This window comes from Paenibacillus sp. G34, from assembly GCF_056856875.1.
In genome coordinates, this window is record NZ_CM166469.1 from 1,001,010 (window position 1) to 1,026,800 (window position 25,791).

Below are 25,791 nucleotides of genomic sequence, written 5' to 3' on the forward strand. Positions count from 1 at the left end.
TCTATTCAAAAAAGTAGGTGATATTAGAGTTATTGGCCGCAGGAATCAGATACATATAGTATGGACTCACCTGCAGGTAGATGTTCAGATCAGACACGCCGAGATTGCGAACTGTCAGGCTAAAACGGCCGTTTGTATCCACAGAAACAGTTTCAGTACGGATGTGCTCAGGCAATAAGCTGTCGATTGGAGCAACCAAGGGAGGATGTATTAGTTAGTTGGTTTTAATAAAATGAATCCTTCGTACCAGATGGTAAAGTTCTGTTTAAAAGTAGATGTGGTTGCTGGTTCTATGAAAAGCACCTCCCGAAGTACAAGCAGGGCAATTGATTACTATGCCTTGGCTAGTTTCGTGAGGTGCTGTTTTAGTTGTCACCAGAGTCTAACATTTCTTGTTCCTGACGCATTTAACTCTCTGTGTATTCGTTAATGGCCATTTTTCCTTCCTCTACACGAATAAAGTAGGAGTAATCTTTTTTTACATTCAAGTAAAGATTGAGGTGTTTGGTATTTTGTTCGTTTACCTTGATCGTCAGTTTGAAGCTTCCGTCTGCATCCAGAGTTACGTTTTCGGACTGAATAAGCAGTATTTCTGGTGAAGGACCGTTGATATCAATCGGAATGGTGTGACCGGCATAGGCTTTAAACGTACCTCGCAAAGTCAAGGTGTGATCAACAGTATACTCGGCCTGAACAGTACCATCCGGGAGGTTACCCTTCTTCTCACTATGCTCTACTTCAGTGACTTGTTCGGGTCTGCCCCAAGGTTCGAATCCTTTGCCCTCTAAATTCCTCAGAAACACAACGGCTTCTGCCCGGGTGAATAATTCCTTGCCAGCATAACCTTCGACTGTAGCTGATGTTTTGCCGGAGGAGTAGCCCATATTCAGCAAATATTGAATGGCATCTTCATCTTTAACATAGTTTCGGCCGCCAAGACTGGCGACAATAATAGCAACCTCTGTTCTATTCAGCGCATGATTGCGTAGCTTAGGGTTTCGAATGCTGGCCTCTAGAGGAAGATTGAGTCTAGATGCATAGGTATAGTAACGATCACTCCAGTTCGCACCCGGAGCATCGGTCTTATCCATATACCGCAGGTATTTGGAGTTGGCATACATATTAAACAGCATGGAAAGAAACTCGGCTTCGCTCACCTGAGCATTGGGCCTGAAGGTGTCGTTTTCATACCCGGTAACCATATTTTGCTGAATAGCCCACAGAATATCATCTTTAGCCCAGTGAGTCTGAATATCTGTGTAATGGAGCATTTTTTTAACTATGACCGTGACAACCGCTTCTTTCCCGGCAAAACGGATTCGCAAATCGGTTTTACCGACCTTTGTTCCGACAATTTTGCCATTCCGGATCACGATCTTATCCGAAGATGTTGTGTAGGTCAGGTTGGAAAATGGAGAGTATAACGTTCCATCCCCGAGAATCGCTGTTACGGAGGGGGTGTCTACAGTGTCTCCTACTCGCAAAGTTAGATTTGATTTTACAGGTGTAATCTTGGTTAAAGTCGGATCCTGCCCGCCGTCTACATGGAAGAAACGTGTCGTATAGGAGATTTCAGCGGGAGAACCGTCTTTCTTTTGCAGACCTGTAATATGTACTTGGAAGGTATCACCGTTTTTCAACAACTGCACATCGTCAGGACGAAAAATAATAGCGCTATTATCGCCGAAATTGGATGTCTCGACATTAAAATAGGCCTGCTCAAACCAGCGTTTGTTTGAGGGGTCTACATTGTAGTATTCGAAAGGGAAAGGGAATTCCGTGTTCTCTTGCTGGTTAAACGTCCATTTCCGCTGATCAGAGGTTCGGATCATTTCGACGTGAACCTTTTCCAATTCAGGTTTTGCGAACACGTCATTATTTAATTGAACGGACCAGGCCTGCAGGGCACCGAAGGCTTCGATCGGGAAGGCACCTTGATTGGGAAACAGGCTGTAGTTATAAGGTATAACCTGAGTTCTGCTTTGGTCAAAAACTTGCATGCTGCTGTAATAACGAGTTTGCTCTTCCTCTTGGTGGGAAGCCAGTCCGAATCCAATTCGCTGCAGCTTCGGGCTTAATATCCAGCGGCGATGCCCTAGCCGATCAATATTGGATGCATGCGAGTCATTCATGTAGCCCTTGATGCTTCCAACCAGTACATTGAATTTGTCATTGCTGGTGACATGCAGGTTAGATGAGGAAGCAGAGATGTAGCCTTTATCATAAAAATCCTTTGGCATATCTGCCGGTTGTTCAGGGGAATGGCTAAGCTGCCCACCGGTGGAGACAACAACAGCCCCATGCTGAGCTTGCATATTCAATGCCGGGTCGAGTACAAGATCGCCGGACATACCGGCAATATACCGATAGAAATTGGCAGCATTCAAGCCTTGCTCCAGATATCTCTCATTAAGTGAGCCAGCGGAATAAGGGAAAACGGTGGAAGGTGTTTCGGTAAACATAGGGAGCGTTTGATCAACCCTCATCCACTCATTCCACTTCTGGTCGATTTCTTGTTGACTACGCTCGGGAAGCAAGCTATCGATCTGTTCTGCATGAGCGGTTTGCGTTCCGCCCAGAAGCAATAACAGGCCAGCGAGTGGCAGAGCAAGCAGCGAGCTGATTTTCATTTTTATACCCGTCATGATTTTTGTAAAACTCCTCTCATCTTCGCGCACCAGAAACAAATGCAAATGTAACTTTATATATATGTATCGTCTGTTTTGGTGATTTTGCTTAAGGTGAAATTTAGAAAGGCGCGAAAAAAAGAACATAGGCTACCCTTAGACACAGGATAACGTATGTTCTTCTTTTATAACTTTCATATCCAATTGGCTCAGTCCAGATTCAGATCGAAATCCGGTTGGAGCATATAATCAATGGGGTACAGGTCATCCCGAGCCGAGATTAGCGCACGAAAGTGAAGATACAGACTGCCCGGTTGCTCTACAATCCCACCTGTACGAAAAGGAGCCAGCTCAGCGACAACGAAGACATCCTCTGCATTCGTACAGCGGAAAATAACATTGTTCGGGTTAATAACCTCTTCCATATAACTGTAAGTCATCACATGGAAGGCCTGCCCGCGCCAATTCGTCTGAATGACCCGGTACGACTGCGTGCGGATTAAGTCCAAGTAACGCTCTAACTGAAAGGTATGCTCGAACTGTGTGATATAACCTTTTTTATCTACATCGATGGTAAACTCCACGTCATAACTCTTGTGAAACTCTTCCTTATATGTACCATTCATCATCTTCATTACATCAAAGTGTGATCCGAAGTCGGGATCAGTTATATAAGGGATCGCAATAAGTTCCGGATCAACATGCGCTGTAATTTGACTTCTCGGGTTGACCTCCGTTGGTCTCAGATCAATAGAACCGATCATACTTCCGGGAAAACCGGGGCTGCAGCTTATTCGCATAGTCATCTCCTTTGAGGGGTATTCCTTTATTTAGACGGTGGTGCAGAAGGAAAGTTTCACCATCAGTTGATACATAATATATTTTTGATCTTTTCTTGTCCGGGTATCGTTATTTAGATTGAGGGGGTGAGGGAACGTTGACAGATGAAGAGCTGATCTATGAGATTCATAAAGGCAGTCGGGCAGCAATGGAGGTGTTGGTTAAACGCCACTATAAATCGGTATTCGCATATATCTATCGAAAAATAGGAGAATACCACACGGCATATGATCTGACCCAAGAGGTTTTTATCAAAATGATGAAGTCTCTGAAAATGTATCAGAGCACAGGAAAGTTCGAGCATTGGCTGTTAAAAATTGCAGTGAACCATTGTCTGGACTATTTCCGCGGACGGGAATATAAGCGGCAGCAGAGAGAGACGGAACTAACGGAAGAGACGTTCCCTTCCAGTGAACATCAGAACGTCTGGGACATTTTTCAGAAGCGAAACCAGAACGATCAAGTCAGACAAGCCGTGCTAAGTTTGCCAGAGCAGCAACGGGATGCCGTTATTTTAAACTATTACAATGGATTGAAAATTCGAGAGGTTGCAGAAGTGACGGGAACCAGTGAATCAACGGCGAAGTCACGAATACGTTTAGGAATTTCGAAACTGAAGCAGATTATCACAGGGGGTGATTGGCATGAAACACACGAACGATAAAAATAAGACTCACTCCAAAACGGAGTTCGAGATAGATGAGTATAGTGAAATGGCCTCTCATTTGAATCAGTATCCAGTCGAATTTCCCTCGGAAGCAGAGATCAACAGAACCATTCTTGAGCTGAGTGCATATATGCCTGAACCCGAAAGTTCTCAACAGAGATGGGGTTCTGGCAGCTTAACCAAGGAATTGCTGCAGGTGATCAGAGGTGAAATAAGCATCTTTCATAAATTCTACTGGATAGCATGTGCAGTACTTCTGCTGCTTGGGTTCTGGTTAGGGCGTCAACATTCGATGGATCCAACCTTGAGTGTGCTTTTCTTGGTACCCATCCCTTTTGTCCTCGGATTGCTCGAGGTGTTCAAAGGCCGGGATTTGGGACTGATGGAGATAGAACTGACTTGTAAAATCACCGCACAACAACTAATGCTCGCACGATTGATCGTTGTACTCTCCGGCAATATCGTATTTGTATTTTTATTAATGTTATTGGTATCTGACGGAACAGGAGAATTGTTGACATGGAAGTCTGCCGGGCTTCTGTATACACAATTGCTTATCTCCGCAGGGGCAAGTTTGTGGCTTGCGATGCGTGTCAGAAGTGGAACAGCAGTCAGCATTTTCTTGATTTTCTGGTTTGCTTTAGTACAGTTTGTGCTTGGTCTTAAGGAAGTCCATATATTCATTGAGACCGTTCAACCCTCATTGCTAGCCGTTATCTCTCTCATTGGGGGAGGAGTGTTGGTCCGTCAAACCTATCAGCTGGTGAGAAAATATACATCACAGACAGAAAGAGGGTATTCCTTTGATACTGACCATGGATAACGTGTCCAAAAAATATAAAGACAAATGGGTAGTGGAGTCGTTTTCGCTCGAGTTGTCCAATGAAGGAGTCTACGGTTTGCTTGGACCGAATGGAGCCGGAAAAACAACCTTGCTGCGAATGCTCGTAGATATCTCCAAGCCTACATCGGGACAGATTAGACTGGATGGAAAGTCTATTCAACATATGGGGGAGCATTATCGAAATATGATTGGATATATGCCGCAACGTTTGGGATTTTACAACCGGTTTAGTGCGTCTAAATTTCTAATGTATATGTGCTCCTTGAAAGGATTGAGCGGGAGTCAGGCCAAAGTTCGTGTGCGAGAAGTGTTAGCTCTGGTTGGCTTGGAGAACAAGGCAAATGATAAAATCGGTACATTCTCTGGAGGCATGAAACAGCGATTGGGCATTGCTCAAGCCTTGCTGAACGATCCACAGATTCTCATTTTGGATGAACCTACAGTCGGTCTTGATCCGAAAGAGCGGATTCGATTCCGGAATATGATCGGCGAGCTCGGAAGGGAGCGTCTTGTCTTGTTGTCTACGCACATCATTTCGGATTTGGAGTTTTCATGTAAAAGGTTGCTTTTAATGAATGAAGGCAAGCTGATCCTGCATGATACACCAAAAGCAATTATGACGAGTATGCAAGATAGGGTATGGAAAGCACGCATATTGGAATCACAACTTACAGAACTGAATGCCAGATTCAAAGTAAGCAGTCTCTCCTATTCACCAGAAGGTATAACCGCCCGGATTTTGTCCAAAGAAAAGCCGATCCCGGAAGCTGTGCCTGAATCACCCAGACTCGAAGATGTATACATGCACTTTTTTGGAGAGGAGGCTGAATCATGATTCGGTTAATCCGTTTTGAACTAATTAAAATCATGATGCGTAAGAGCATCGCTATAACCTTTGCCGTCTTCCTTGTTTTTCTCGTCGCTTATTCGTTTCTCCAACATGCTGGTTTATCGGATGGTTCCAAGGATTACAGGCCATATGAGGGCCCTATAACAGAAGAAAAAGCAAACATGGCCAGAGACCATATGCAGATTGTAGGATTAAACAATGAATATGTTTACCCGAATGGTGTTTTTTATGACATTACTAATTTCTCGCACGAAACGAAAAATAACTATACACGTTATGATGAGAATGGTCAGGTTCGAACACGAACCGTAGACGTAACCGAAGTTCACTACAATAAACCTTGGGCCTATGCACTGGAATATATCGATCAGTTCGGTACTGTATTTATGATTATCTTTATTCTGCTCGGTCTGGCTCCAGTATTTGCGAACGAATATGCACTGGGGACAGCTTCCTTGTTACGCAGCAGCAAACGGGGCAAAAGCAAACTTGTAACTGCAAAATTATTAGCTTCTATGATCTACGTTGTAGTGTGTGTCGTAGTGTTTACCGGTGTGAATTTGCAAGTGTATTGGTTACGGTTTGGCAATCTGGCTGGCGCGGATACGCCAATTCAGAGTGTAGCGATGTATTTTGACACGTTTAATTACGAGTTCTCACCGTATCGATTTACAGCACTTCAATACTATGTAGTTCAGTTTTTGACTCATACGGCAGGCAGTCTTGTTTTTGGATGCATTGTATTACTGGTATCTGTTCTCAGTTCCACGCCGTTTATTGCTGTATCGGTGAGTGCTGCAATTGTAGGCCTGCCTTACCTGGCGTATGATGTGTTACATCTAAATTCAGGATGGATGAGATGGCTGGAAAATTTCCAATTAAGCACGATGATCAGGGTGACAAGACTTTTTCAATACGATATTCATTATTCGATTTTAGGAATGAATCTGTCTTATTTTACGTTATACATGGCGGTGATAAGCATACTTACGATTGGCGTTGTTGTATTTACCTATCGCAGCTTCCGCCGGCGTGAAGTATTCTCTTAAAAACTCTGATGTCCCCCGGGCATAAGTGTTATTCGCTTTATTTGTGCAGCCCTCTAGAATCATGCTAATCTCTAAATAGAGAAACGTTGGAATTAGAATGAAATATTAAACGACGTATACCATGGATGAGGGGGTTTGTGATGTTATCCACCAAAGTCATTGAACATTGCCGCGTGAAAGGCTGGTGGCATGAAGATGTACCGCCTGAATACGAGGAAGCACTGCGTAAGCTGGATATCGATTTGAGCTCGGATTTTGCACAATTCTACTTGTATGCCGAGGATGGACCGACATTTTATAGCAGGCATCAGGAGCTATATCAGATCTGTTGGGTGATCGAGAATACAGTATATCTACAGGATATGCACATTTCTCAACTTACACTTGGATTGCCTGAGGCTTACATTCCGCTGGACAGCTTTGAAGGGGAAGGTGGTTTTTTCTATAATCGCCAGACTGGTGAAGTTGTTCTGGTTGAACTCGGCGAGTCGATTGAACGTTTCCTGAACGGAGAGAGCAAGCCGCAATGGGCGGATTTCAATGCCTTCCTGGAGTGGTATTTTGAATTGGCAGAAGTGACGACGCTGTAACAGTAAAAGGGTGCTCCCGGGCTATGAATGCCGAGGTAGTACCCTTTTATATGTTATAACTCAATGAACGATATTTTACTTAGATCTGGTGTATTGACCGTTCACGTCGTTCTTTCCGTAAGGGAAAAACTCATCGACGAGGTCTTGAGGAGAGATCGATACAAAGACATGATCCAAATCGGTCTTTTTCGCAAAATTTATAATGTCTCCCGTATAATACCGTGGGTCAATCAGATACACATCGGAGACAACCGTCGAGAGAAAAGAAATCATAGGCACGGCCAGCGAATCTTTGATAAACATAACCTTGAGTCCGTTGGGATTGTCTTTATTCGTCACATGTATGATTCCCTGATTGCCGTACAGATACGTAAAGTATTTGTCTGCTGTCAGGTCATACGCAGCACCCTTTACATTCAGGGGATATGTTGTTAGCAACGCATCCTCAAAGCGACCATTCAAGGTAGCTTCCGTCTCACCTGTCTTAAAATAAAAAGAATAGTTGGTTTTGAATTTGGGATATATGAGATCAAAATCATCATCTCCCGCATAATATTTCCCGGTTTTGCGGCCCTGTGAGCCGATAAAGAAATCCTTATAAGGGATTACATTATAGTTGCTTACGTCTGTAAAATAATGCTCGGGATCAAGCGGCTTATTGTACAGCCCGTCCAAATGATGAACCAGCTGGCCGAAGGCCCAGAAGGCCGTTTTGATTTTCCAGTGATGATCGGTTGTGAAAAACAAATCCTTCGCCGGTATGCCACTCTCCAATAATCCTTCGCGCAGATCCAGCGTATCGATTCCGCTCTGCTTCAGATGATCCAGAAAACCATCGGCCGTTTCGTTATTGTAGTTATAAGGTATGCCTTCCGGAAATGTTGTATAGCCACGTACATATTTGTCAGGTGTCATGACATAGGTAAGTTTGGTTTTTGCCCCCAATTGTGCCCCTAGCTCTGCAACCCGGTCAGAAAGCTCTGTCGTATCCGTTGGCCCCGTGGCGAAATACGTATAGTGAAGCTTACCCTCCGTATCTTTGACCACCTCGAAGTTGTTCTCTTCGTTCTTCCACATGAGTGACTGCAAGTATCCATAGGCTTCGACGAACCCGAACTTCTCAAAAACATGCTCATTGATGTCGGCATCCAGTTCGTTGATGATGCCTTTGGCATTGGAGAAACGGTAGTCTGCTGACGCCAGTGTTTTTTTCAAGGGCCCGAAAGAATGAATCATATTCAAGATCGATAACGTGGCGAGCACAAGGATGAAGAGAAAGGCGGTCATTCTCTTTTTGGCAAAAAAATTATGCATATGAAATCCTTCTCTCAGAAATTAAAATATATGAACGGGTTGTATGTTCCTTTGACCAAGTAGGATACACACACAAGGAACAGAGCAATAATGGTCACTGGGTAAAGCAGTTCAAGCGGTTTACCGAAGCGTACACCATCCACCATCCATTTGTTCATCCGTAAGGCAAGTGGTGTAGAGAACAGAATGCCGAGAATGAAGAAAAGGGCATATTCTTTCATGAACATCCAGGTCGTATCACTCCAGAACCCGTTGCCATACAGTCCGAACATATTGCCAAGGTAGTTGCCAGCCTGTAACAAGTCCGGTGAACGGAAAATCACCCATCCAATGACCACAACAAACATGGCATAGACATGTCGGAGCGGAGCATACCGTGTGCTCTTATCAAGGTTGAAAATTTTCTCCAGTGCAATGAACGCGAAGTTGATTAGACCCCAGATGACAAATGTCCATTCCGCCCCGTGCCAGATGCCCGTCAGTCCCCAGACAACCAGCAGATTGCGGATCATTTTATCTTTATTGCTAACGCGTGATCCTCCCAGCGGGAAGTAGACATATTCCTTGAACCAGGTGCCCAGCGAGATGTGCCAGCGGCGCCAAAATTCGGTGATGGAGCGTGAGATATACGGATACCGGAAGTTTTCTTCAAACTTGAATCCAAACATAAGCGCGAGTCCAATCGCCATATCGGAATAACCCGAGAAGTCGAAATAAATCTGCAATGTATAAGCGATCGCTCCCAGCCAAGCCAGGCTTGAAGCCATATCACCCGTTCCACCCATGCTGAATGCATGATCGGCCACGATCGCCATGCTGTTGGATAACAGTACTTTTTTACTCAATCCCACGATGAAACGGCAGCAGCCGACTGCGAACTTGTCCCAGCTTTCTTTCCGATGTATCATCTGATCTGCAATCATGTTGTAACGCAGAATGGGCCCGGCAACAAGCTGCGGGAAGAAGGAAATATAGAGGGCTACATAAAATGGATTTTTCTGCACACTGCCATGTCCGCGGTACACATCAATGACGTAGGAGATCGCATGGAAGGTGAAAAAGGAAATGCCGAGCGGCAACGCAATATGCGGAATGCTGAGGCCAAAGCCAGTGCTTTCATTGACAATGCGCAGGGCAAACGCCAGGTATTTATAAACAAACAGCATACCCAGATTGGCAACGAGCATCATGGTGATAACGGTATAAGCGGCACTGCGCCGATCCCGGTACTTGTCCACGAGCAGTGCGAAAACGTAATTCAGTGCGATGGAGACCAGCATAACCAGCACAAAACGGGGTTCACCCCATGCGTAGAAGAACAGGCTTGCCACAAGCAACAACATATTTTTCAGCGTCACAGAAAACCGCAATATATAATACAGCCCCAGTACAAGAGGCAAGAAATAAAATAAAAAGACTACACTGGAAAAGAGCACTGCCTTTCCTCCTAGATGATGTTAATGATGAAATAAAAGCTACATTTTAAATATCCGCTTGGACCTGCGATGATTCATCGATCGTTGCTTCCCCGCTTGTGCGCCGTGCTGAAGTTTGCGCCACAGCCAATATGGAATAACCACCGCGAGTCCAATCAGAAGAAGACCGATACGGATCATCCATTCCATCCATGGTCGTAACCATACGGTGGAAGGTTCCAGCACTTTGGAAACCTGGCCTGGGGAGGGGATGAAACGCGGTGTTCCATCCGCTTCCTTCATCTGCATCGCCGTGGAACGATCAAGCTTGACGGTATAATCGAGATTCCACTGCTGGTCCACCAGCGCACGAATAGTCACCACCTCGGCTTTTGCGGCGTCCGTTCCAACGGTCAGTAGGCCATCCGATGTGATGCTTACGCCCTGTACAGGATGAGCAAGCTGGAAGTTCACTTCTACTTCTGGCTTTTCCAAAGCTTTCGATGCTGTCGCCTGCAGGCCACTAACGGTATACGTTGCAACCGATTCACCGGCCACCGGTTTCACGACTCGCTCATCACCTTTGATCGTTACAGAAGATAATTGGTTTTCTGCAACAGCTTCTTTCCTAGGAACCAGTTTGATATTTCCAACGCGGTAATTCAGCTTTGCGTTTTCCGTCGTGGTCATCGTGATGCCCCAGCTCAGCATTTTCCCCGGTGTGACACGGCCGACCGTAGTTGCATGATTTCGTACCATAAGGCTGGAAAAGGGAACACGAATCTCCCCCTCAAACCCGGGCCCCAGCCTTATTAACCCATCTACCGGATGAACCAGCTTCGGCTCTTTGGTTGCTTTGGGAACGAGGATGACATTGCGTTGATCCGCCACCGTCAGTGCCGATTGATCCGTTCGTGTAATGACAACGTTTAGCGGGAGCGTCTGATCTGAATCACTGCGAATCGAGAATCTTAACTCGCTATAGTCCGACCAATCCCTGTTTTGCAGCTCATATACATAGGCGGAGTAATAGCCTTTTTGTAGCCCCTGTGTCGAAGTGTTGATCTGTAAGCTACCGTTACGATTCAGCTTGGACTGCACTTTGGCTCCATTATTCCATACCTTTGTAGAACTCTCGCTCCACTGCATCTGATCCGGCTGAGCCGAAGCAGCAGCAGTGAGGTATAAGCTTGATAAAACTGTGAGGATTGCGACAAGCAGCCATTGCTGCCATTTCGTACTCATGCGTTCTTTGCCTCCATGTTATAAATAGGCCATCTCGTCGAGTTCATCACTCGAGATGAAGCTTTTATTCTGTACTGGGCGTTTTGGTTTGTCTGCCTCGGTATACGCCACATTCCATTGTTTCAAAAGAGCTTCCAGTTCAGGCATCTGTCCATTTCGGGCAATGTCCTGAATATTTCTGATCCGGTACAGAATGCCATGTTTGCTTCGCATCGACTTCACCCATATACAGTCAAGAACGAGTCCCTCGGCAAGCGGCAAACGAAGCTCATAGACCATTTCCTGCCGTGATATGTTTACAAGCAAAAATTCATAGTTAAAGTCCATCAGCGTAACGGTTCCATATTCAGGTGTGTCCAGTTCATGGTTCAGCGGAATGCGTGCCAGCTTGCGGTTGGACATGAGGCCCACTTGTCCGCGTTTTACAAAATTCAGACGGATGTCCTCGAATGTACTAATATCTTTATCCAGCTTCTGTGGAAGCGTAGGTTCGCGGTCATACACAATATGTAACAACTGCCGCTGATCCTGTTCTGTAATCTCGTGCACTTTAAACGCATATTTCCACTGATTACCGAATGAAGTCACATGTGTTACTTTAGCTGTAAACTCACTTGAGTAATGGTCGGTCACCAACCGTACAGCAAATTCGGCTTCGCTCGGAATGTATCTAGGGGTATCGAACACAATAGCGATCCCGCCTTCTGAAATATCGTGAGTAACACATGATAGGGTTTCGCCTTCTGTAGCTAGCGTACAATCGACTGTAGCCAGAATACGCTCATAGTTACGGAACACTTTACGTCCGCTGAGGAAAAAGATCGACATCATAATGTTGTAGAAATTAATCAACAGCCAGTATAGAACAACGAGAAATCCAATGGTACCCTGACTAAATGTCCAGTGAATACAATTCACAATACCTATGACCGACAACACAGCAAGAATCAGATGCGGAATGATCTGTTTGAGCTGGTAGCTACGGTCGTTATGAGCACCGTCTTTACGAGTCACCGCAAATTTATTCATGGTGATTCCAAGTGTTTCCAGAATGACCGCAGGTAGCAGTGATGGAAAAAGAATGGTTTCGTATACATTCGTCCATTTCGTAGTTCGAATATTACCTGACAACATGCGCAGACACGTATTGGTTAACAGATACATCGGCAGCCAGAAGACCAGAATCTCTAGAATGGTACATTTCACTACGAGCACACCGAAGACGGCAAACAGAATCGGTGACATGATATACAGCACTCGTTTAAGACCGGAATACCAATAGGTTATAGAAGAGATATAATTCAGTCTTTGGGCAAACGTAAGTCCTCGTTTGAACAGAATATTCATTTTTCTGCCGGTCTGGATACAACCACGTGCCCAGCGCTGGCGTTGCTTGATCAGGCTTTTCAGATCACCGGGAGCAAGTCCCGAGGCAAGTACTTTATTGGTGGCAAAACAGCGATACCCTTTGCTCTGCATTTCAATGCCAGTGGCAAAATCCTCAGTAATGGAGCCGGTATAGAAACCGCCCACATCTTCGAGTGCCTGCCTCGACAGAACTGTATTGGTTCCGCCGTAGATGACGGAGTTGGATTTGTTCCGTCCGACCTGCACATCGCGATAGAAGTAGTCCTGTTCATTCGGAATTCGAGCTTCGGAATACAGATTATATTGAAACTGATCGGGATTATAGAAGCTTTGTGGAGTTTGAACGAAGCCAATTTTTTCTCCTGTCAGAAAATAAGGCACACAGGACGTCAGAAAATCATGCTTCGGAATCATATCGGCATCAAAGGTGGCGATTAGAGGGGAGGCAGTATGTTTCATGGCGTTGTTCAAGTTTCCAGCTTTGGCGTGAATATGCTCTGTCCGGGTCAGATAGTTAATCCCCATATGATTAGCCAGCTCTCTCATCTCGGGACGATTGGAGTCGTCACACAGGTAGATATGTACTTTGGAGCGATCCGGATAATCCATGTTGAGGCAGCCGTTAATCGTTTTGAAAAGCAAGGATGCAGGTTCATTATACGTAGCAATAAAGACATCGACATCAGGATACAGTGACTCATCAACGACGGGCAGTTCGGGATATTCAAGCCGGGTCATATTATAAAAATGCACAGCCAGTTCGAACATGCCGATAAGTTCAACAATCAGGAGGGCAAGGCCAGCGGTTACAGCGAGTGGGCCATGGCCGAAAGGGATCGTAAAAAATGTACGCCATATAACGTATATACAAGACATAATCACCGTTGCAGTAACCAGTATTTTCTTGCGTGTGCTTAAACGATTCAAGGAACATACCTCTCTTTATTCATGTTTAAAGAATTAACAGGGTTTTAGCTTAAAGATATGTCCATACTACAATAGCGTTCTGAACGAATTCTGAACATGATATTCAGGACACGATGCCAAAAAAGACGAACCCATGGGCTCGTCTTCTTCGTAGTATCTCATGCAGACAACAGCTTCAGCATGAGACTGATCGGTTTCTTCAGTTTAATTCTAATCCGATATGTTGCGGGTGTAGTATTCAATGATATCTTTACGACGAATAATTCCGAGAAAGACACGATCTATATCCACTACAGGTACAAAGTTTTGGTCTGCCGCAAGTGTCAGCATATCCTCCATCTCTGCTTCGATGTAAACACATTCGTTATAGATGCGATTACTAATCTCATTGACCTGCACTTGATCCATATTATCAAATGTCAATCCGGGCGTATTGCGCATTTTCCATAACAGATCACCTTCGGACAGAGTAGCAACATATTTTCCATCCGGATCAATTACGGGAATGGCGGTGTAGTGGTGCGATTCCAACTGCTCAATAGCATCTTTCATGGAAGCGGTAGACTCGATATAGGCCACTTCGGCTTTTGGGAGTAAAAAATAGCTGATTTCCATCATCGGGCTCCTTTTCAGCCTTTTGCATCGCAAAAAAGCTCTAGTATGTAATTCACTATTCTTATTTAAACATATTATGTGAGCTTAAGGCTATTTTTAATGACAAATTCATCAGATTTGTTACATTGTTTAATCTGCACAGGAAATTTATAGTATAGAGTAGAGGTGATGTGACATGAAATCGAAACGTAAATTATTATATGGACTTTTGCCGATTCTATTTGCAGGTGGCATCGGAATGTATCTTTATATGCAGAATAGCAAACCAGAGGAACCGAAACCCCAGACGACGGTAAATCAGTACATAGAGCATCTGCAAAAGAAAGAGTTCGACCAGATGTATTCGTTGATGTCACCTGCTTCGTTGGCCGAGGCAGGCATGACCAAGGAACAGTTTGTCGAGAAATACAACGCCATTTACTCAGGAATGCAGATTTCTACCATTAAGGCTGAACTGAAGCCAGAAAAGGCTGCTGGCTCTGACACTGGTGCTGACGCTCAAACCTCAGGGACCGCAAGTGGAAGCGAGACGCAGGTTGAATCAAAAACAACGACAGATGATGGCGAGACGCAAGATAAGTCAAAACAGGCTGTAAGTAATCCAGACCTGTACGAGGTCGATTATAACTTGAATCTGGCAACGTTTCTGGGTGAAGTCAGCGAGACACATACGTTAAAGCTGGTTCGACAGGAGCTTGAGGACGGAAGCAAAATCTGGCAGATTAACTGGCAGCCATCCCTGATTCTTAATGATATGGTGAAAGGGAGCAAAGTTCGTGTCAAAACGCTGTTCCCGAATCGAGGCGATATTGTAGATCGTGACGGGTTGCCACTGGCAACCCAAGGCACAATGAACGAGTGGGGCATCGTGCCCGAGAAGCTCGGAGAGAACCCGGATCAGATGATTACTCGCATCGCAGATCATTACAAGGTGTCCGTAGAAGCCATTCAGAAGACACTTGGTCAGACATGGGTAAAACCGGAATTTTTTGTGCCGATCGGTTCCACGGAGGAGTTCGATGTACCGGATTCTCTGCGCGGAGTTGCCCTGCAAAGCAAGGAAATTCGATATTATCCGCTTGGTGAGGCAGCAGCACATCTGATCGGATATGTACGCAAGGCTACCAAGGAAGACTTGGATAAAGATACCGAAGGGTATTACCGTGCGGAAGATTGGATCGGCAAAGCGGGATTGGAGCAGTCCATGGAGAAGCAACTGCGCGGTGAGCGTGGTGGTCTGATTGAGATTACAGATGAAGCCGGCAACACTCGCTCCGAATTGATTCGTAAGGATGCAGTGGATGGCAAGGATGTGCAACTAACCATCAGTTCCGCACAGCAGCAAAGGTTATATCAGACGCTCGCTGGCGGTGGTGACGCCGGGGCAATGGTGCTGATGAATCCGAAGGATGGGAACCTGCTTGCTCTGGCGAGTTCGCCTTCCTACAATCCGAATAAAATGGTTACAGGTCTGACGCAGGCCGAGTGGGATGCTTATTCGGCAAACGAAAAGCTCCCTTTTATCAATCGAGTAACGACACGATATGCTCCAGGATCTACCTTCAAAGCGGTTACTGCAGCGGCAGGTCTCATGGAGAACATCACAACAGCAGACAAAACACATGATATTTCTGGTTTGCAATGGAGGAAGAACGAGAGTTGGGGTGGATACTACGTTAAACGGGTGAAGAGCTTGAGCCCTGTAAATATGGTTGATGCCCTGGTGTACTCGGACAATATTTATTTTGCGATGGAAGCAACGGAGATGGGCAGTGCCAAGTTTATCGAGGGAATTCAGAAGTTCGGGTTCGGGAACAATTTCGGACTGGATGAACTGTATTTGAAGCCAAGCCAGTATGCGAACGAAGCACACAGGGACCTGACTTCCGAGGTGCTGCTGGCCGACACGTCATATGGTCAGGGGGAGATGTTGATGTCACCCATTCATCTGGCTGCTGCCTTTACGCCGTTTGTGAATGAAGGCAAGCTAGTGAACCCTGTATTGATTGTTGGAAAAGAGACCTCCAATCCTGAGGTGATTATCACACCGGATGTAGCAAATACCGTTAAATACGCGCTCAAACAGGTCGTATCTCGCCAAGGCGGGACGGCACATACACTCAGCTCTATTGCTGGCGGTCTTGCAGGCAAAACGGGAACCGCGGAATTGAAAGCGAAGAAAGGCGAGCAAGGCCAGGAGAACGGATTTTTCGTTACGTTTGACACCGAGTCACCGTCGTTCTTGTTGGCAGCCGTGATCGAAGAGGTGAACGGCCGCGGTGGTAGCCACTATGTGGTGGATCGTCTGAAGCCGTTTTTGGAGAAGTTAGAGCTTGAGCAATAATCGTAATCCAGTGGTGCCTTTCGGATCAGATTGAATGAAAAGACCAAACCCAAAAACGCGCTCTTGGCTGGAACCAAACTGGTTCACCAAGGCGCGTTTTTTATTCTATCTATTTAATTTTATTTCATTTCATATAGTTTATATCAGATTATTTATTAACTATCATTTTTTGGCCGTAATCATGAACCGTGCCGAGTTGGTACGGATACCTTTCTCGTCTCGGTTATCCTGCACAAACTGCTCGAAGATGTTCAGATCCGATGCGAACTCTCCAAAATGAGGAACAATAGGCGTATGCGTCAGCAGAAACAAGAGATCTTCCGGTGTAGCATAATGCTCGCATACATTATATTCGCGAACTTCGATGTGCTGGAAACCTGCATGTTTCAGCTCCTGTTTGTACTTATCCAGCAGCGTTCCAGGTTCAATGCCGAAATGTTGTCCGCGTCCAAAAGCTTGCGCTATATTTACTTTATCGTGCTCGCTGACTTGCTGGGTCAGGAATACCCCATCCTCTGTGAGAACGTTGTACACTTCTGCTGCCGAGAATGCGGAATGTCTGCAGGATACGATATTGAAGAAATGATTCGGAAACTGTAAGTGGTCCGCGTCCATTTGCATGAATCGGACATTGGAGCAGTTCACAGCCTTTGCCAGATTTCGCTGCGCGGTCTCGATCATGCCCTGAGCCAAATCGATGCCAACAAGCAGATGAGCGTGTTCTGCAATGGAAAGCACCGCTTCGCCCCCACCTGTGCCAATATCCAGCAACAGATCGGATAGTTGCGTGTGGCGAGTAACTTCCCGGTAGAAGTCCCAGTCTGCGGGTTCAGAAACAACCTTCATCGTGCTAAAATCCCATCCATTTTGCTGACCGACACGTTCATAAAATGTGTTGTAATCCCATTGTTTTGTCATATTAAATTGATCCTCCAATATATGATGTTATGATCAGGACTTGTTGTCATGTACAATCGTTCTTTTACACATCGAACAGGCTCAAATGGACAGACCTACCCCTTGGTAGCTGGTACGCGTTTTGATCCAGCCCGACAATTAATTACTTCGAACGATTGGGAACAACATCCTTTTCACCTCACATGTTGGAATAACCTTATTATACCGAATTGACAGCGCATATGCGAGATGATATTTTTGGGGTGGAATCTATTCTAGGAATCCGAGGTGATCGATGGTGGCTGTTCGCGCAAATCAGATTTTTGTTAACTTGCCAGTCCAGGATTTGAAGAAATCGGTTGATTTCTTTACGAAAGTGGGATTTGAGTTCAATGCCCAGTTTACGGACGATAAGGCTACCTGTATGATTGTTGGAGACAATATCTATGCCATGCTGCTGGTGGAAGAACGCTTCCAATCCTTCATCACGAAAAAAATTGCAAATGCGGCTGATACAGCTGAAGTGATCGTAGCCTTATCTGTTGAATCCCGGGAACAAGTAGATGCGATTGCACAAGCTGCACTTGATGCAGGAGCGAAACCATATAATGAGCCTCAGGATCACGGATTCATGTATGGACGGAGCTTTCAAGACTTGGACAACCATCTGTGGGAGGTTTCCTATATCAATTTGAGTGCTTTTCCCTCCAATCAGACAGAATAGATCATCAGACTGGATAAAATCAATCAACTATATTCGTATCAAACGACTCGTATCGATACGACTCGCGGAATATACGCCAAGGCCTTCCTGGAGACAGGAGGGCTATTTTTATTTTTTTCGTCAGGAGTATATGGTGCATTTTACCTTTTTGCTATATGATAAATGTCGATTCACCCCGAGATTAGGCAACAGAACAAAACAACAGATGACAAATCTGAATTTACATACGTTTAGTTTGGAGGGATCGTGGTGTACTGTCACATATGTGGGACGAAAAATAAATCCGGAGAAGACCACTGTCAGAAGTGTGGAACCCCGTTGAAACAATTCAGCTCCACAGAGGAGCAAATCTGGTCGGAGCCAGCAGGGCTGGAACCACGCAATGCAACTGCAACCGGAACGGGGGTTAAGCGCAAGAACAGTCCATTTCTATGGGTAATCCCACTGCTGCTTGCAGCAATTATGGGTGCGTTGTTAACGTATTATTATAATCAGGAGAATCTGATTAACGCTCAGGTGAAGACACTGCATCTCGAGGCGGAGCAAGCTGCATTGGGCGGGAAATATGAAGAAGCTTTGGATTTGCTGGACAAAGCTCTTGCCCAAAGACCGGATGTAAAAGCGCTTGTTCAAGACAGGCAGATTACAGCGAAAGCAAGCGATCTATGGAAACAGATGGACGAAGCTGCTAACTTACTCAAAACAGGCAAGCTGTCCGAAGCGGATAAAGTCATTCAAACGGCAGCAAAAACATTAAACGAACGGCAAGAGCCGGTGTTTGATAAAACAAGAGCAGCCTTGAATAATCGAAAGGTAACCTTGGCTGTTTTAAAAGTGAAGAAGGAAATTGATCAGTTAACAACTGTGGAGGCACTCGCAGATAAACTCAAAACGATATCCAAGCTCAGCGGTAAGGAAGCCGAAGCTGTGCAGAAGCAGATCACCGAGAAGCTGGCAGGTATTAGTTACAAGCAGGCAGAGCAGCAAGTGAAAAAACGTGATTTTACAGCAGCACTGCAAACCGTGGACAACGGATTATCTTATGCACCAGATGACCAAAAGCTGGCCAAATACCGGGATGAGGTATTGCGTGAGAAGAAGGCGTTTGAGAAAGCAGAGGAAGAACGTATTCGACTTGCAGAGCAGCAGGCAGCAGAGGAGGAGCTTCGCAATCGTACGGGGGCCGTATATGTAACGGATCTGTCTGCCGAGCTTGACGAGTATGGGGACTTGCATATTAGCGGGGCGGTGTTTAATCAGGGAACACGTCCGATCTCATCCGTGGCTCTTATCGTTAGCATAAATGCCTCCAATGGCGATTACATCGGCGAGACAGATGTTTATGTGTACCCGTCTATATTGGATGTAGGTGCAGAGGGATATTTTGAAACCTCCTATTATGGGGTATATGAAGCAGCGAATGTGACAGTTACGAATGCATCATGGTATGTGGAGTAGGGGGACGATAAAATGAGCAAACGGATGTGGGGAACGATCATTTCCAGTATTATTATCCTTGGAGCTGGAGCAGGAGGCGTGTTTTGGATTCAACAGCATACAGCAGATGAAATGACGTTAGCTCCCAAACTGGCTGTTGCTTCCTCTAAACAGGATGATAAGCCCATTGCAAAGGCAACTTCAAACACAACGGAGAAGAAAACGCGTAAACAGATTATTGAAGATAGTCAGAAAAAAGTCGTTACGATTGAAAGTAGCGATGGTCTGGGCTCCGGCTTCTTATATAATAACAAAGGCGATGTCATTACCAATGCGCATGTCGTGGAGGGTTCCAAAGAGGTGACGATTCGCACCTTGGATCATCAGGAATATCAGGGTACGGTGATTGGTTTTGGCGAAGAAACGGATGTGGCTGTTGTCAGAGTCCCGGATCTTGTGAAAATGGAACCTCTGCCCATCGCATCTGCTAAAGCGGAGGTTGGCGATGAGATTCTTGCACTCGGCAGTCCGCTCGGTTTTGAAAATACGGTGACTACCGGTATTATCAGTGGACTTGACCGTAGTTTTGAAATACCGCCTTATATATACACGAACTTGTATCAAATCTCCGCACCGATTACCAACGGGAACAGCGGGGGCCCGCTGATTAATGCCGAGACGGGAGAGGTGCTTGGTATTAATTCAACTGTTGTGAAACAGGAGGGCGGAATCGGGTTCAGCATACCCATCACGAGTGTGTTAAAGCAGGTACAGCAATGGTCGGAACGTTCCCCGGATGCCAAAGCGGTGCAAACGGTCAGGGATTCATCCTCGCAGACCTCGTCGGCCGCATTATCTGAAGCTGAAGGGTTAGTGGCTGGATTTTACGACTACCTGAGTATGAGTGATTATGTGTCTGCTTATGCCCTGCTCGGAAGTGACTGGCAGAGCGGCACGAGTTATGCCAAGTTCCGTGAAGGTTATACGAATACCAGTTACGTAAGTCTGGAAAAAGTTTCGTCTACGAGCACGAGTAAGGAAGAGATGGAAGTAAGCGGTGTGATTGCTGCTGAAGAACGTAAGGACGGAGAATATGTAACGACCCGGTATAATGTGACCTACCAAGTCGGATACGAAAATGGTCAATTGAAAATATTGCATGGGCAAGGTAAGAAGATCAAATAGCATGATCCGTTGAAGGTCAATAGCATATAATAAGGTGTCTGATTTAAACAGATTAAAGCAATAGAAGTAACCTTATGTAATTGATGTTACATCATCAGGGAGGATTCGCAGAATAGCGGGTTCTCCTTTTTATATTGCGGGTTAGGTATATATTTGATAGAATACAGAACGAATGTTCAGTATATAAGAATGGAGTGAAGGTTGTGAGTTTGAATAAAAAGCAGCTCCAGTCCGAGCAGACTAAGAAAAAACTAGCGGATGCATCCAAAGCCCTTTTTGTACAAAAAGGATTTAAAGCAACATCTATAGAGGATATCGTCGCGGCGACAGGAAGCAGCAAGGGGAATATATATTATCATTTTAAAAGTAAAGAAGGGCTTTTTCTCTATCTTATTGATGAATGGGATCGGGAGTGGGAAGCAAGCTGGAAGTCAAAAGTGCATCTGTATCACACTTCCACCGAGAAAATCTATGGCCTGGCGGAACAGCTCATTATGGATGATATCAATCATCCTTTAACGAAAGCAGCCGACGAGTTCTTCACTGGAACGCAAAAAGAGAATGATATTGAAGAACGAATCGCAGTATTGTTTGAGCGGCACATCCAATTCAATAAACAGCTGATTCAAGAAGGAATAGACAGCGGGGAGTTCAATGATCAGAATGTAGAGCATCTTGCGTTGATTTTGGAAAGTACCATTATAGGGCTTAGTCAAATGTCGCGTAAGCTGGAACCCGACGAGGCTCTCGCATTGTACCGCCAAGCAGCCGGTGTATTTCTGCACGGGATTGCCAAGGATAAACAGCATAATTAGACAACGATGGAGGATGGAATCATGGCTTTACTGACACGTAACAGGGGTGCACTGCTGCTGTTGATGTTTAATATTTTTCTCGTATTTATGGGAATAGGTTTGGTTGTGCCGATTATGCCTGCTTATATGAATTTACTTCATATAACGGGCTTCACGATGGGACTTCTGTTCGCGGCGTTCTCATTCACACAGTTCCTGTTCTCTCCAGCTGCAGGAAGATGGTCAGACCAGTGGGGTCGCAAAAAGATTATCGTATTCGGGATGCTGATCTTTGCGGTTTCAGAATTTATGTTTGGTGCGGTAAATGCACCTTACCTACTCTTCGCAGCCCGGATGCTGGGTGGTATTGGCGCGGCGATGATCTTTCCTGCGGTTATGGCCTATACGGCTGATATCACAACGGAAGAAGAGCGTGGTAAAGGCATGGGACTCATAAACGCAGCGATTTCGACAGGTTTTATTATTGGACCAGGAATTGGCGGATATATTGCAGAGTTTGGCATACGAGTTCCCTTTTACGCTGCAGGCGTAGCCGGCTTACTGGCTGCAATTATTACGCTTGTTATTTTGCCCGAATCCGAGCGGAGCACGAGTGAGCAAGCTGCACCTGTAAAAAGTGTGGCAAAAGTAAAAGCACCGGGTATGTTCACTCAACTTGTAAACTCTTATCGAGAACCGTACTTTTTTAGTTTGATTATCGTCTTTGTTATGGCTTTTGGTTTGGCTAACTACGAGAGTGTGTTCTCGCTCTTTGTGTATAAAAAGTTTGGTTTCACCACCACAGATATCGCCTTTATCATAACGTTTGGTTCCATTGCCGGAGCAGTTGTGCAGGTATCCCTGATTGGCTGGCTACTGAACACATTTGGTGAGAAGAAAGTGATCAGTGTATGTCTGCTGTTTGTATCTGTATTTGTGTTATTAACCTTGTTTGTTCACACGTACTGGCTGATCCTTGTTGTCACATTTACCGTCTTCTTGGGTATGGATATTTTGCGCCCGGCGATCAGCACACAGATGTCCAAGTTGGCTGAGGAGCAGCAGGGGTTCATCGCTGGATTGAACTCCGCGTACACCAGTCTGGGCAACATCGCTGGACCCATCGTAGCTGGAGCGTTGTTTGATGTGAATATCAACTACCCTTATGTATCGGCTGCGGCCGTGCTTGGCATTTGTTTCTTATTATCCTTACGTGTGCTAAGAAGTGTTAAATCTGTACAAGAGCCTAAGGTTCAAGTGTAATTTTGCTACATTTAAACGTGAACACTTCAATTTTGGTATAATAAGAATTGCTGGAAGTGAATCACCTAGGCTAGGTTACAATGGATTGTTACCAAAGAAGATCATTTTAGGCATAGACAGGATTATTGGAGTGATAAGATGAGCAAAGCAAAAGGCAAGGGTGGCACAGGTCGTGGAACGGGTAAAAAGGGATGGAATCGCTGGCAAGCCGCTGCTAACCGGGCGAAAAGTACCCCGAAGCCTTATAAAAGTAAAGGCACCAAGAATAAAGAAAATTCCGAATCAGCAACAGACAAGTCCTAGTAAAGGGGCAATGATAGAGGCAACATTGATCCAGAAAATCATTTGTTAAAGATCAGCAGTTTTTCAGATGCGGTAAGCGTATCTGAAAAACTGCTGCTTTTTTTAATGCAGAGATGGGGAACGGACATTTAATAAGGTTCCTTCTATATATAGGTGTTAATATTAAACTGGAATGCTTCATGTCGTTTTTAAGTTTATATAATAGACGACAGGTATCATAAGATAATGTGACTTAAACACAAAGTGTCCCTAAATTGGAGTGCGGTAAACTGAGAGTATAGCCCACAATATGGAATATTACATTTAATAAATAATGCTTTACAAGTAGAAGTGAACCATGGTATATTCTTATTCCGGCCAAGAAAACACTGCTTACACGGTGCGGCAAGCGAATGAAATAAGCTTCGAAAGAAACTTAAAAAAAGAGCTTGCAAAGTTGGTTCGGACATGATATTATATAAGAGTTGCTGAAACGAACTACTTTCGGTAACGGAAACAAGTTTGATCTTTGAAAACTGAACAACGAGTGAGTAAAACATTCTGCTTGCAGAATGAACGTGAAGGTTTTGGTACATGCCATCCGGCTGTATGAAAACTGGAACACAAATGAGATTTTTAATCTCGTCAGATTCAAAATGAGCTTATCGCTCTTTTCAATACCCCGATGAGTTGCACAGCGTTTAACGACGCTGCGAAATTCATCTTTATTGGAGAGTTTGATCCTGGCTCAGGACGAACGCTGGCGGCATGCCTAATACATGCAAGTCGAGCGGAGTTGATGGAAAGCTTGCTTTCCTGATACTTAGCGGCGGACGGGTGAGTAACACGTAGGCAACCTGCCCTCAAGCTTGGGACAACTACCGGAAACGGTAGCTAATACCGAATACTTGTTTTCTTCGCCTGAAGGGAACTGGAAAGACGGAGCAATCTGTCACTTGGGGATGGGCCTGCGGCGCATTAGCTAGTTGGTGAGGTAACGGCTCACCAAGGCGACGATGCGTAGCCGACCTGAGAGGGTGATCGGCCACACTGGGACTGAGACACGGCCCAGACTCCTACGGGAGGCAGCAGTAGGGAATCTTCCGCAATGGGCGAAAGCCTGACGGAGCAATGCCGCGTGAGTGATGAAGGTTTTCGGATCGTAAAGCTCTGTTGCCAGGGAAGAACGCTTGAGAGAGTAACTGCTCTCAAGGTGACGGTACCTGAGAAGAAAGCCCCGGCTAACTACGTGCCAGCAGCCGCGGTAATACGTAGGGGGCAAGCGTTGTCCGGAATTATTGGGCGTAAAGCGCGCGCAGGCGGTCATGTAAGTCTGGTGTTTAATCCCGGGGCTCAACCCCGGATCGCACTGGAAACTGCGTGACTTGAGTGCAGAAGAGGAGAGTGGAATTCCACGTGTAGCGGTGAAATGCGTAGAGATGTGGAGGAACACCAGTGGCGAAGGCGACTCTCTGGGCTGTAACTGACGCTGAGGCGCGAAAGCGTGGGGAGCAAACAGGATTAGATACCCTGGTAGTCCACGCCGTAAACGATGAGTGCTAGGTGTTAGGGGTTTCGATACCCTTGGTGCCGAAGTTAACACATTAAGCACTCCGCCTGGGGAGTACGGTCGCAAGACTGAAACTCAAAGGAATTGACGGGGACCCGCACAAGCAGTGGAGTATGTGGTTTAATTCGAAGCAACGCGAAGAACCTTACCAGGTCTTGACATCCAACTAACGAAGCAGAGATGCATCAGGTGCCCTTCGGGGAAAGTTGAGACAGGTGGTGCATGGTTGTCGTCAGCTCGTGTCGTGAGATGTTGGGTTAAGTCCCGCAACGAGCGCAACCCTTATATTTAGTTGCCAGCACTTCGGGTGGGCACTCTAGATAGACTGCCGGTGACAAACCGGAGGAAGGTGGGGATGACGTCAAATCATCATGCCCCTTATGACCTGGGCTACACACGTACTACAATGGCCGGTACAACGGGCTGCGAAATCGCGAGATGGAGCTAATCCCACCAAAGCCGGTCTCAGTTCGGATTGCAGGCTGCAACTCGCCTGCATGAAGTCGGAATTGCTAGTAATCGCGGATCAGCATGCCGCGGTGAATACGTTCCCGGGTCTTGTACACACCGCCCGTCACACCACGAGAGTTTATAACACCCGAAGTCGGTGGGGTAACCGCAAGGAGCCAGCCGCCGAAGGTGGGATAGATGATTGGGGTGAAGTCGTAACAAGGTAGCCGTATCGGAAGGTGCGGCTGGATCACCTCCTTTCTATGGAGAATCGTCTTCTGCAACGAAGACATTCAAAACTAAAATCTAGCCAGGTCGGCTAGTTACTCACTCGTTGCTCAGTTTTGAGAGCTCAAACTCTCAAAACTTCTCGTTTATTCGACCGACACATCCGTGAACGGCCCGAACCAAACGATTTGTTCTTTGAAAACTAGATATCGAAACGAAACAAACGCGAATTAGAACATTCCTTTTTAGCTGAACTTGTGTTCAAC

At 45.6% G+C, this 25,791-nt stretch carries 20 protein-coding genes and 1 rRNA gene; 13 read left to right on the forward strand and 8 right to left on the reverse strand.

The features are described from left to right. Window positions 1-407: 407 nt before the first annotated feature. Window positions 408-2,645 (reverse strand): S-layer homology domain-containing protein, encoded by a 2,238-nt coding sequence (locus tag AC1VYS_RS04480; RefSeq protein ID WP_482913176.1) that lies wholly within the window; start codon window positions 2,643-2,645, stop codon window positions 408-410. A gap of 191 nt (window positions 2,646-2,836) precedes the next feature. Beyond that, window positions 2,837-3,391, reverse strand: a complete 555-nt coding sequence (locus AC1VYS_RS04485) for a hypothetical protein (RefSeq protein WP_482934473.1) — start codon at window positions 3,389-3,391, stop codon at window positions 2,837-2,839. 173 nt (window positions 3,392-3,564) lie between these two features. On the opposite strand from AC1VYS_RS04485, the gene AC1VYS_RS04490 reads away from it, so the two are divergent. From AC1VYS_RS04490 to AC1VYS_RS04510, 5 genes are all read left to right on the forward strand, one after another. Then, entirely contained in the window at window positions 3,565-4,131 is a 567-nt protein-coding gene (locus AC1VYS_RS04490) for an RNA polymerase sigma factor (RefSeq protein WP_482913178.1), read from the forward strand. Continuing rightward, on the forward strand, window positions 4,112-4,957 hold the full coding sequence (locus AC1VYS_RS04495; protein ID WP_482913179.1) for a hypothetical protein: 846 nt from the start codon (window positions 4,112-4,114) through the stop codon (window positions 4,955-4,957). The genes AC1VYS_RS04490 and AC1VYS_RS04495 overlap by 20 nt, the downstream gene beginning before the upstream one ends. Continuing rightward, the gene (locus tag AC1VYS_RS04500) at window positions 4,950-5,813 is read left to right on the forward strand and encodes an ABC transporter ATP-binding protein (RefSeq protein WP_482934534.1); all 864 of its coding nucleotides are present in this window, start codon (window positions 4,950-4,952) and stop codon (window positions 5,811-5,813) included. The genes AC1VYS_RS04495 and AC1VYS_RS04500 overlap by 8 nt, the downstream gene beginning before the upstream one ends. Continuing rightward, window positions 5,810-6,877 (forward strand): hypothetical protein, encoded by a 1,068-nt coding sequence (locus AC1VYS_RS04505; protein WP_482913181.1) that lies wholly within the window; start codon window positions 5,810-5,812, stop codon window positions 6,875-6,877. The genes AC1VYS_RS04500 and AC1VYS_RS04505 overlap by 4 nt, the downstream gene beginning before the upstream one ends. 140 nt (window positions 6,878-7,017) lie before the next feature. Continuing rightward, window positions 7,018-7,467: a hypothetical protein gene (locus tag AC1VYS_RS04510; protein ID WP_482913182.1), complete on the forward strand. Its 450-nt coding sequence runs from the start codon at window positions 7,018-7,020 to the stop codon at window positions 7,465-7,467. Window positions 7,468-7,542: 75 nt separating this feature from the next. On the opposite strand, the gene AC1VYS_RS04515 is transcribed toward AC1VYS_RS04510, so the two are convergent. From AC1VYS_RS04515 to AC1VYS_RS04535, 5 genes are all read right to left on the reverse strand, one after another. Further along, complete coding sequence (locus tag AC1VYS_RS04515; RefSeq protein WP_482913183.1) at window positions 7,543-8,781, reverse strand: alginate O-acetyltransferase AlgX-related protein; 1,239 nt, start codon at window positions 8,779-8,781, stop codon at window positions 7,543-7,545. A 14-nt stretch (window positions 8,782-8,795) separates the two neighbouring features. Continuing rightward, window positions 8,796-10,217 (reverse strand): MBOAT family O-acyltransferase, encoded by a 1,422-nt coding sequence (locus AC1VYS_RS04520; protein WP_482913184.1) that lies wholly within the window; start codon window positions 10,215-10,217, stop codon window positions 8,796-8,798. Window positions 10,218-10,256: 39 nt separating this feature from the next. Beyond that, entirely contained in the window at window positions 10,257-11,441 is a 1,185-nt protein-coding gene (locus AC1VYS_RS04525; protein ID WP_482913185.1) for a hypothetical protein, read from the reverse strand. Between the two features lie 18 nt (window positions 11,442-11,459). Further along, window positions 11,460-13,736 carry a glycosyltransferase gene (locus tag AC1VYS_RS04530; RefSeq protein WP_482913186.1) on the reverse strand — a complete coding sequence of 759 codons (2,277 nt, stop codon included), beginning with the start codon at window positions 13,734-13,736 and terminating at the stop codon, window positions 11,460-11,462. A 210-nt stretch (window positions 13,737-13,946) separates the two neighbouring features. Then, window positions 13,947-14,351 carry a CBS domain-containing protein gene (locus AC1VYS_RS04535; protein ID WP_441929648.1) on the reverse strand — a complete coding sequence of 135 codons (405 nt, stop codon included), beginning with the start codon at window positions 14,349-14,351 and terminating at the stop codon, window positions 13,947-13,949. 175 nt (window positions 14,352-14,526) lie between these two features. Here AC1VYS_RS04535 and AC1VYS_RS04540 point away from each other — a divergent pair, with 175 nt between their 5' ends. Then, the gene (locus tag AC1VYS_RS04540; RefSeq protein WP_482913187.1) at window positions 14,527-16,695 is read left to right on the forward strand and encodes a penicillin-binding transpeptidase domain-containing protein; all 2,169 of its coding nucleotides are present in this window, start codon (window positions 14,527-14,529) and stop codon (window positions 16,693-16,695) included. Window positions 16,696-16,857: 162 nt separating this feature from the next. Here the strand turns inward: AC1VYS_RS04540 and AC1VYS_RS04545 are convergent, their stop codons facing one another. After that, on the reverse strand, window positions 16,858-17,613 hold the full coding sequence (locus AC1VYS_RS04545; protein ID WP_482913188.1) for a class I SAM-dependent methyltransferase: 756 nt from the start codon (window positions 17,611-17,613) through the stop codon (window positions 16,858-16,860). 277 nt (window positions 17,614-17,890) lie between these two features. Between AC1VYS_RS04545 and AC1VYS_RS04550 the strand changes: the two genes are divergently transcribed. The 7 genes from AC1VYS_RS04550 to AC1VYS_RS04580 all read left to right on the forward strand — a co-directional run bounded on the left by AC1VYS_RS04550 (window position 17,891) and on the right by AC1VYS_RS04580 (window position 25,558). Continuing rightward, the gene (locus AC1VYS_RS04550; RefSeq protein ID WP_482913189.1) at window positions 17,891-18,316 is read left to right on the forward strand and encodes a VOC family protein; all 426 of its coding nucleotides are present in this window, start codon (window positions 17,891-17,893) and stop codon (window positions 18,314-18,316) included. A gap of 318 nt (window positions 18,317-18,634) precedes the next feature. After that, window positions 18,635-19,774: a hypothetical protein gene (locus AC1VYS_RS04555; RefSeq protein WP_482913190.1), complete on the forward strand. Its 1,140-nt coding sequence runs from the start codon at window positions 18,635-18,637 to the stop codon at window positions 19,772-19,774. A 12-nt stretch (window positions 19,775-19,786) separates the two neighbouring features. Further along, entirely contained in the window at window positions 19,787-20,938 is a 1,152-nt protein-coding gene (locus AC1VYS_RS04560; protein ID WP_482913191.1) for a S1C family serine protease, read from the forward strand. A 209-nt stretch (window positions 20,939-21,147) separates the two neighbouring features. Beyond that, a complete protein-coding gene (locus tag AC1VYS_RS04565) occupies window positions 21,148-21,753 on the forward strand; it encodes a TetR/AcrR family transcriptional regulator (RefSeq protein ID WP_482914907.1) in 606 nt (201 codons plus the stop codon). A gap of 21 nt (window positions 21,754-21,774) precedes the next feature. Next, window positions 21,775-22,995: an MFS transporter gene (locus tag AC1VYS_RS04570; RefSeq protein WP_482913192.1), complete on the forward strand. Its 1,221-nt coding sequence runs from the start codon at window positions 21,775-21,777 to the stop codon at window positions 22,993-22,995. Window positions 22,996-23,133: 138 nt separating this feature from the next. Further along, window positions 23,134-23,298 carry a DUF3934 family protein gene (locus AC1VYS_RS04575; RefSeq protein WP_482913193.1) on the forward strand — a complete coding sequence of 55 codons (165 nt, stop codon included), beginning with the start codon at window positions 23,134-23,136 and terminating at the stop codon, window positions 23,296-23,298. Between the two features lie 704 nt (window positions 23,299-24,002). Further along, window positions 24,003-25,558: ribosomal RNA gene (locus AC1VYS_RS04580) — 16S ribosomal RNA — on the forward strand. Window positions 25,559-25,791 lie beyond the last annotated feature (233 nt).

Excerpts from the sequence above, each read along its gene's own strand:
- AC1VYS_RS04480 (WP_482913176.1), bottom strand. The coding sequence starts at position 2,645 with ATGACGGGTATAAAAATGAAAATCAGCTCGCTGCTTGCTCTGCCACTC.
- AC1VYS_RS04485 (WP_482934473.1), bottom strand. The coding sequence starts at position 3,391 with ATGATCGGTTCTATTGATCTGAGACCAACGGAGGTCAACCCGAGAAGT.
- AC1VYS_RS04495 (WP_482913179.1), top strand. The coding sequence starts at position 4,112 with ATGAAACACACGAACGATAAAAATAAGACTCACTCCAAAACGGAGTTC.
- AC1VYS_RS04500 (WP_482934534.1), top strand. The coding sequence starts at position 4,950 with ATGGATAACGTGTCCAAAAAATATAAAGACAAATGGGTAGTGGAGTCG.
- AC1VYS_RS04505 (WP_482913181.1), top strand. The coding sequence starts at position 5,810 with ATGATTCGGTTAATCCGTTTTGAACTAATTAAAATCATGATGCGTAAG.
- AC1VYS_RS04510 (WP_482913182.1), top strand. The coding sequence starts at position 7,018 with ATGTTATCCACCAAAGTCATTGAACATTGCCGCGTGAAAGGCTGGTGG.
- AC1VYS_RS04515 (WP_482913183.1), bottom strand. The coding sequence starts at position 8,781 with ATGCATAATTTTTTTGCCAAAAAGAGAATGACCGCCTTTCTCTTCATC.
- AC1VYS_RS04525 (WP_482913185.1), bottom strand. The coding sequence starts at position 11,441 with ATGAGTACGAAATGGCAGCAATGGCTGCTTGTCGCAATCCTCACAGTT.
- AC1VYS_RS04535 (WP_441929648.1), bottom strand. The coding sequence starts at position 14,351 with ATGGAAATCAGCTATTTTTTACTCCCAAAAGCCGAAGTGGCCTATATC.
- AC1VYS_RS04540 (WP_482913187.1), top strand. The coding sequence starts at position 14,527 with ATGAAATCGAAACGTAAATTATTATATGGACTTTTGCCGATTCTATTT.
- AC1VYS_RS04545 (WP_482913188.1), bottom strand. The coding sequence starts at position 17,613 with ATGACAAAACAATGGGATTACAACACATTTTATGAACGTGTCGGTCAG.
- AC1VYS_RS04560 (WP_482913191.1), top strand. The coding sequence starts at position 19,787 with ATGAGCAAACGGATGTGGGGAACGATCATTTCCAGTATTATTATCCTT.
- AC1VYS_RS04570 (WP_482913192.1), top strand. The coding sequence starts at position 21,775 with ATGGCTTTACTGACACGTAACAGGGGTGCACTGCTGCTGTTGATGTTT.
- AC1VYS_RS04575 (WP_482913193.1), top strand. The coding sequence starts at position 23,134 with ATGAGCAAAGCAAAAGGCAAGGGTGGCACAGGTCGTGGAACGGGTAAA.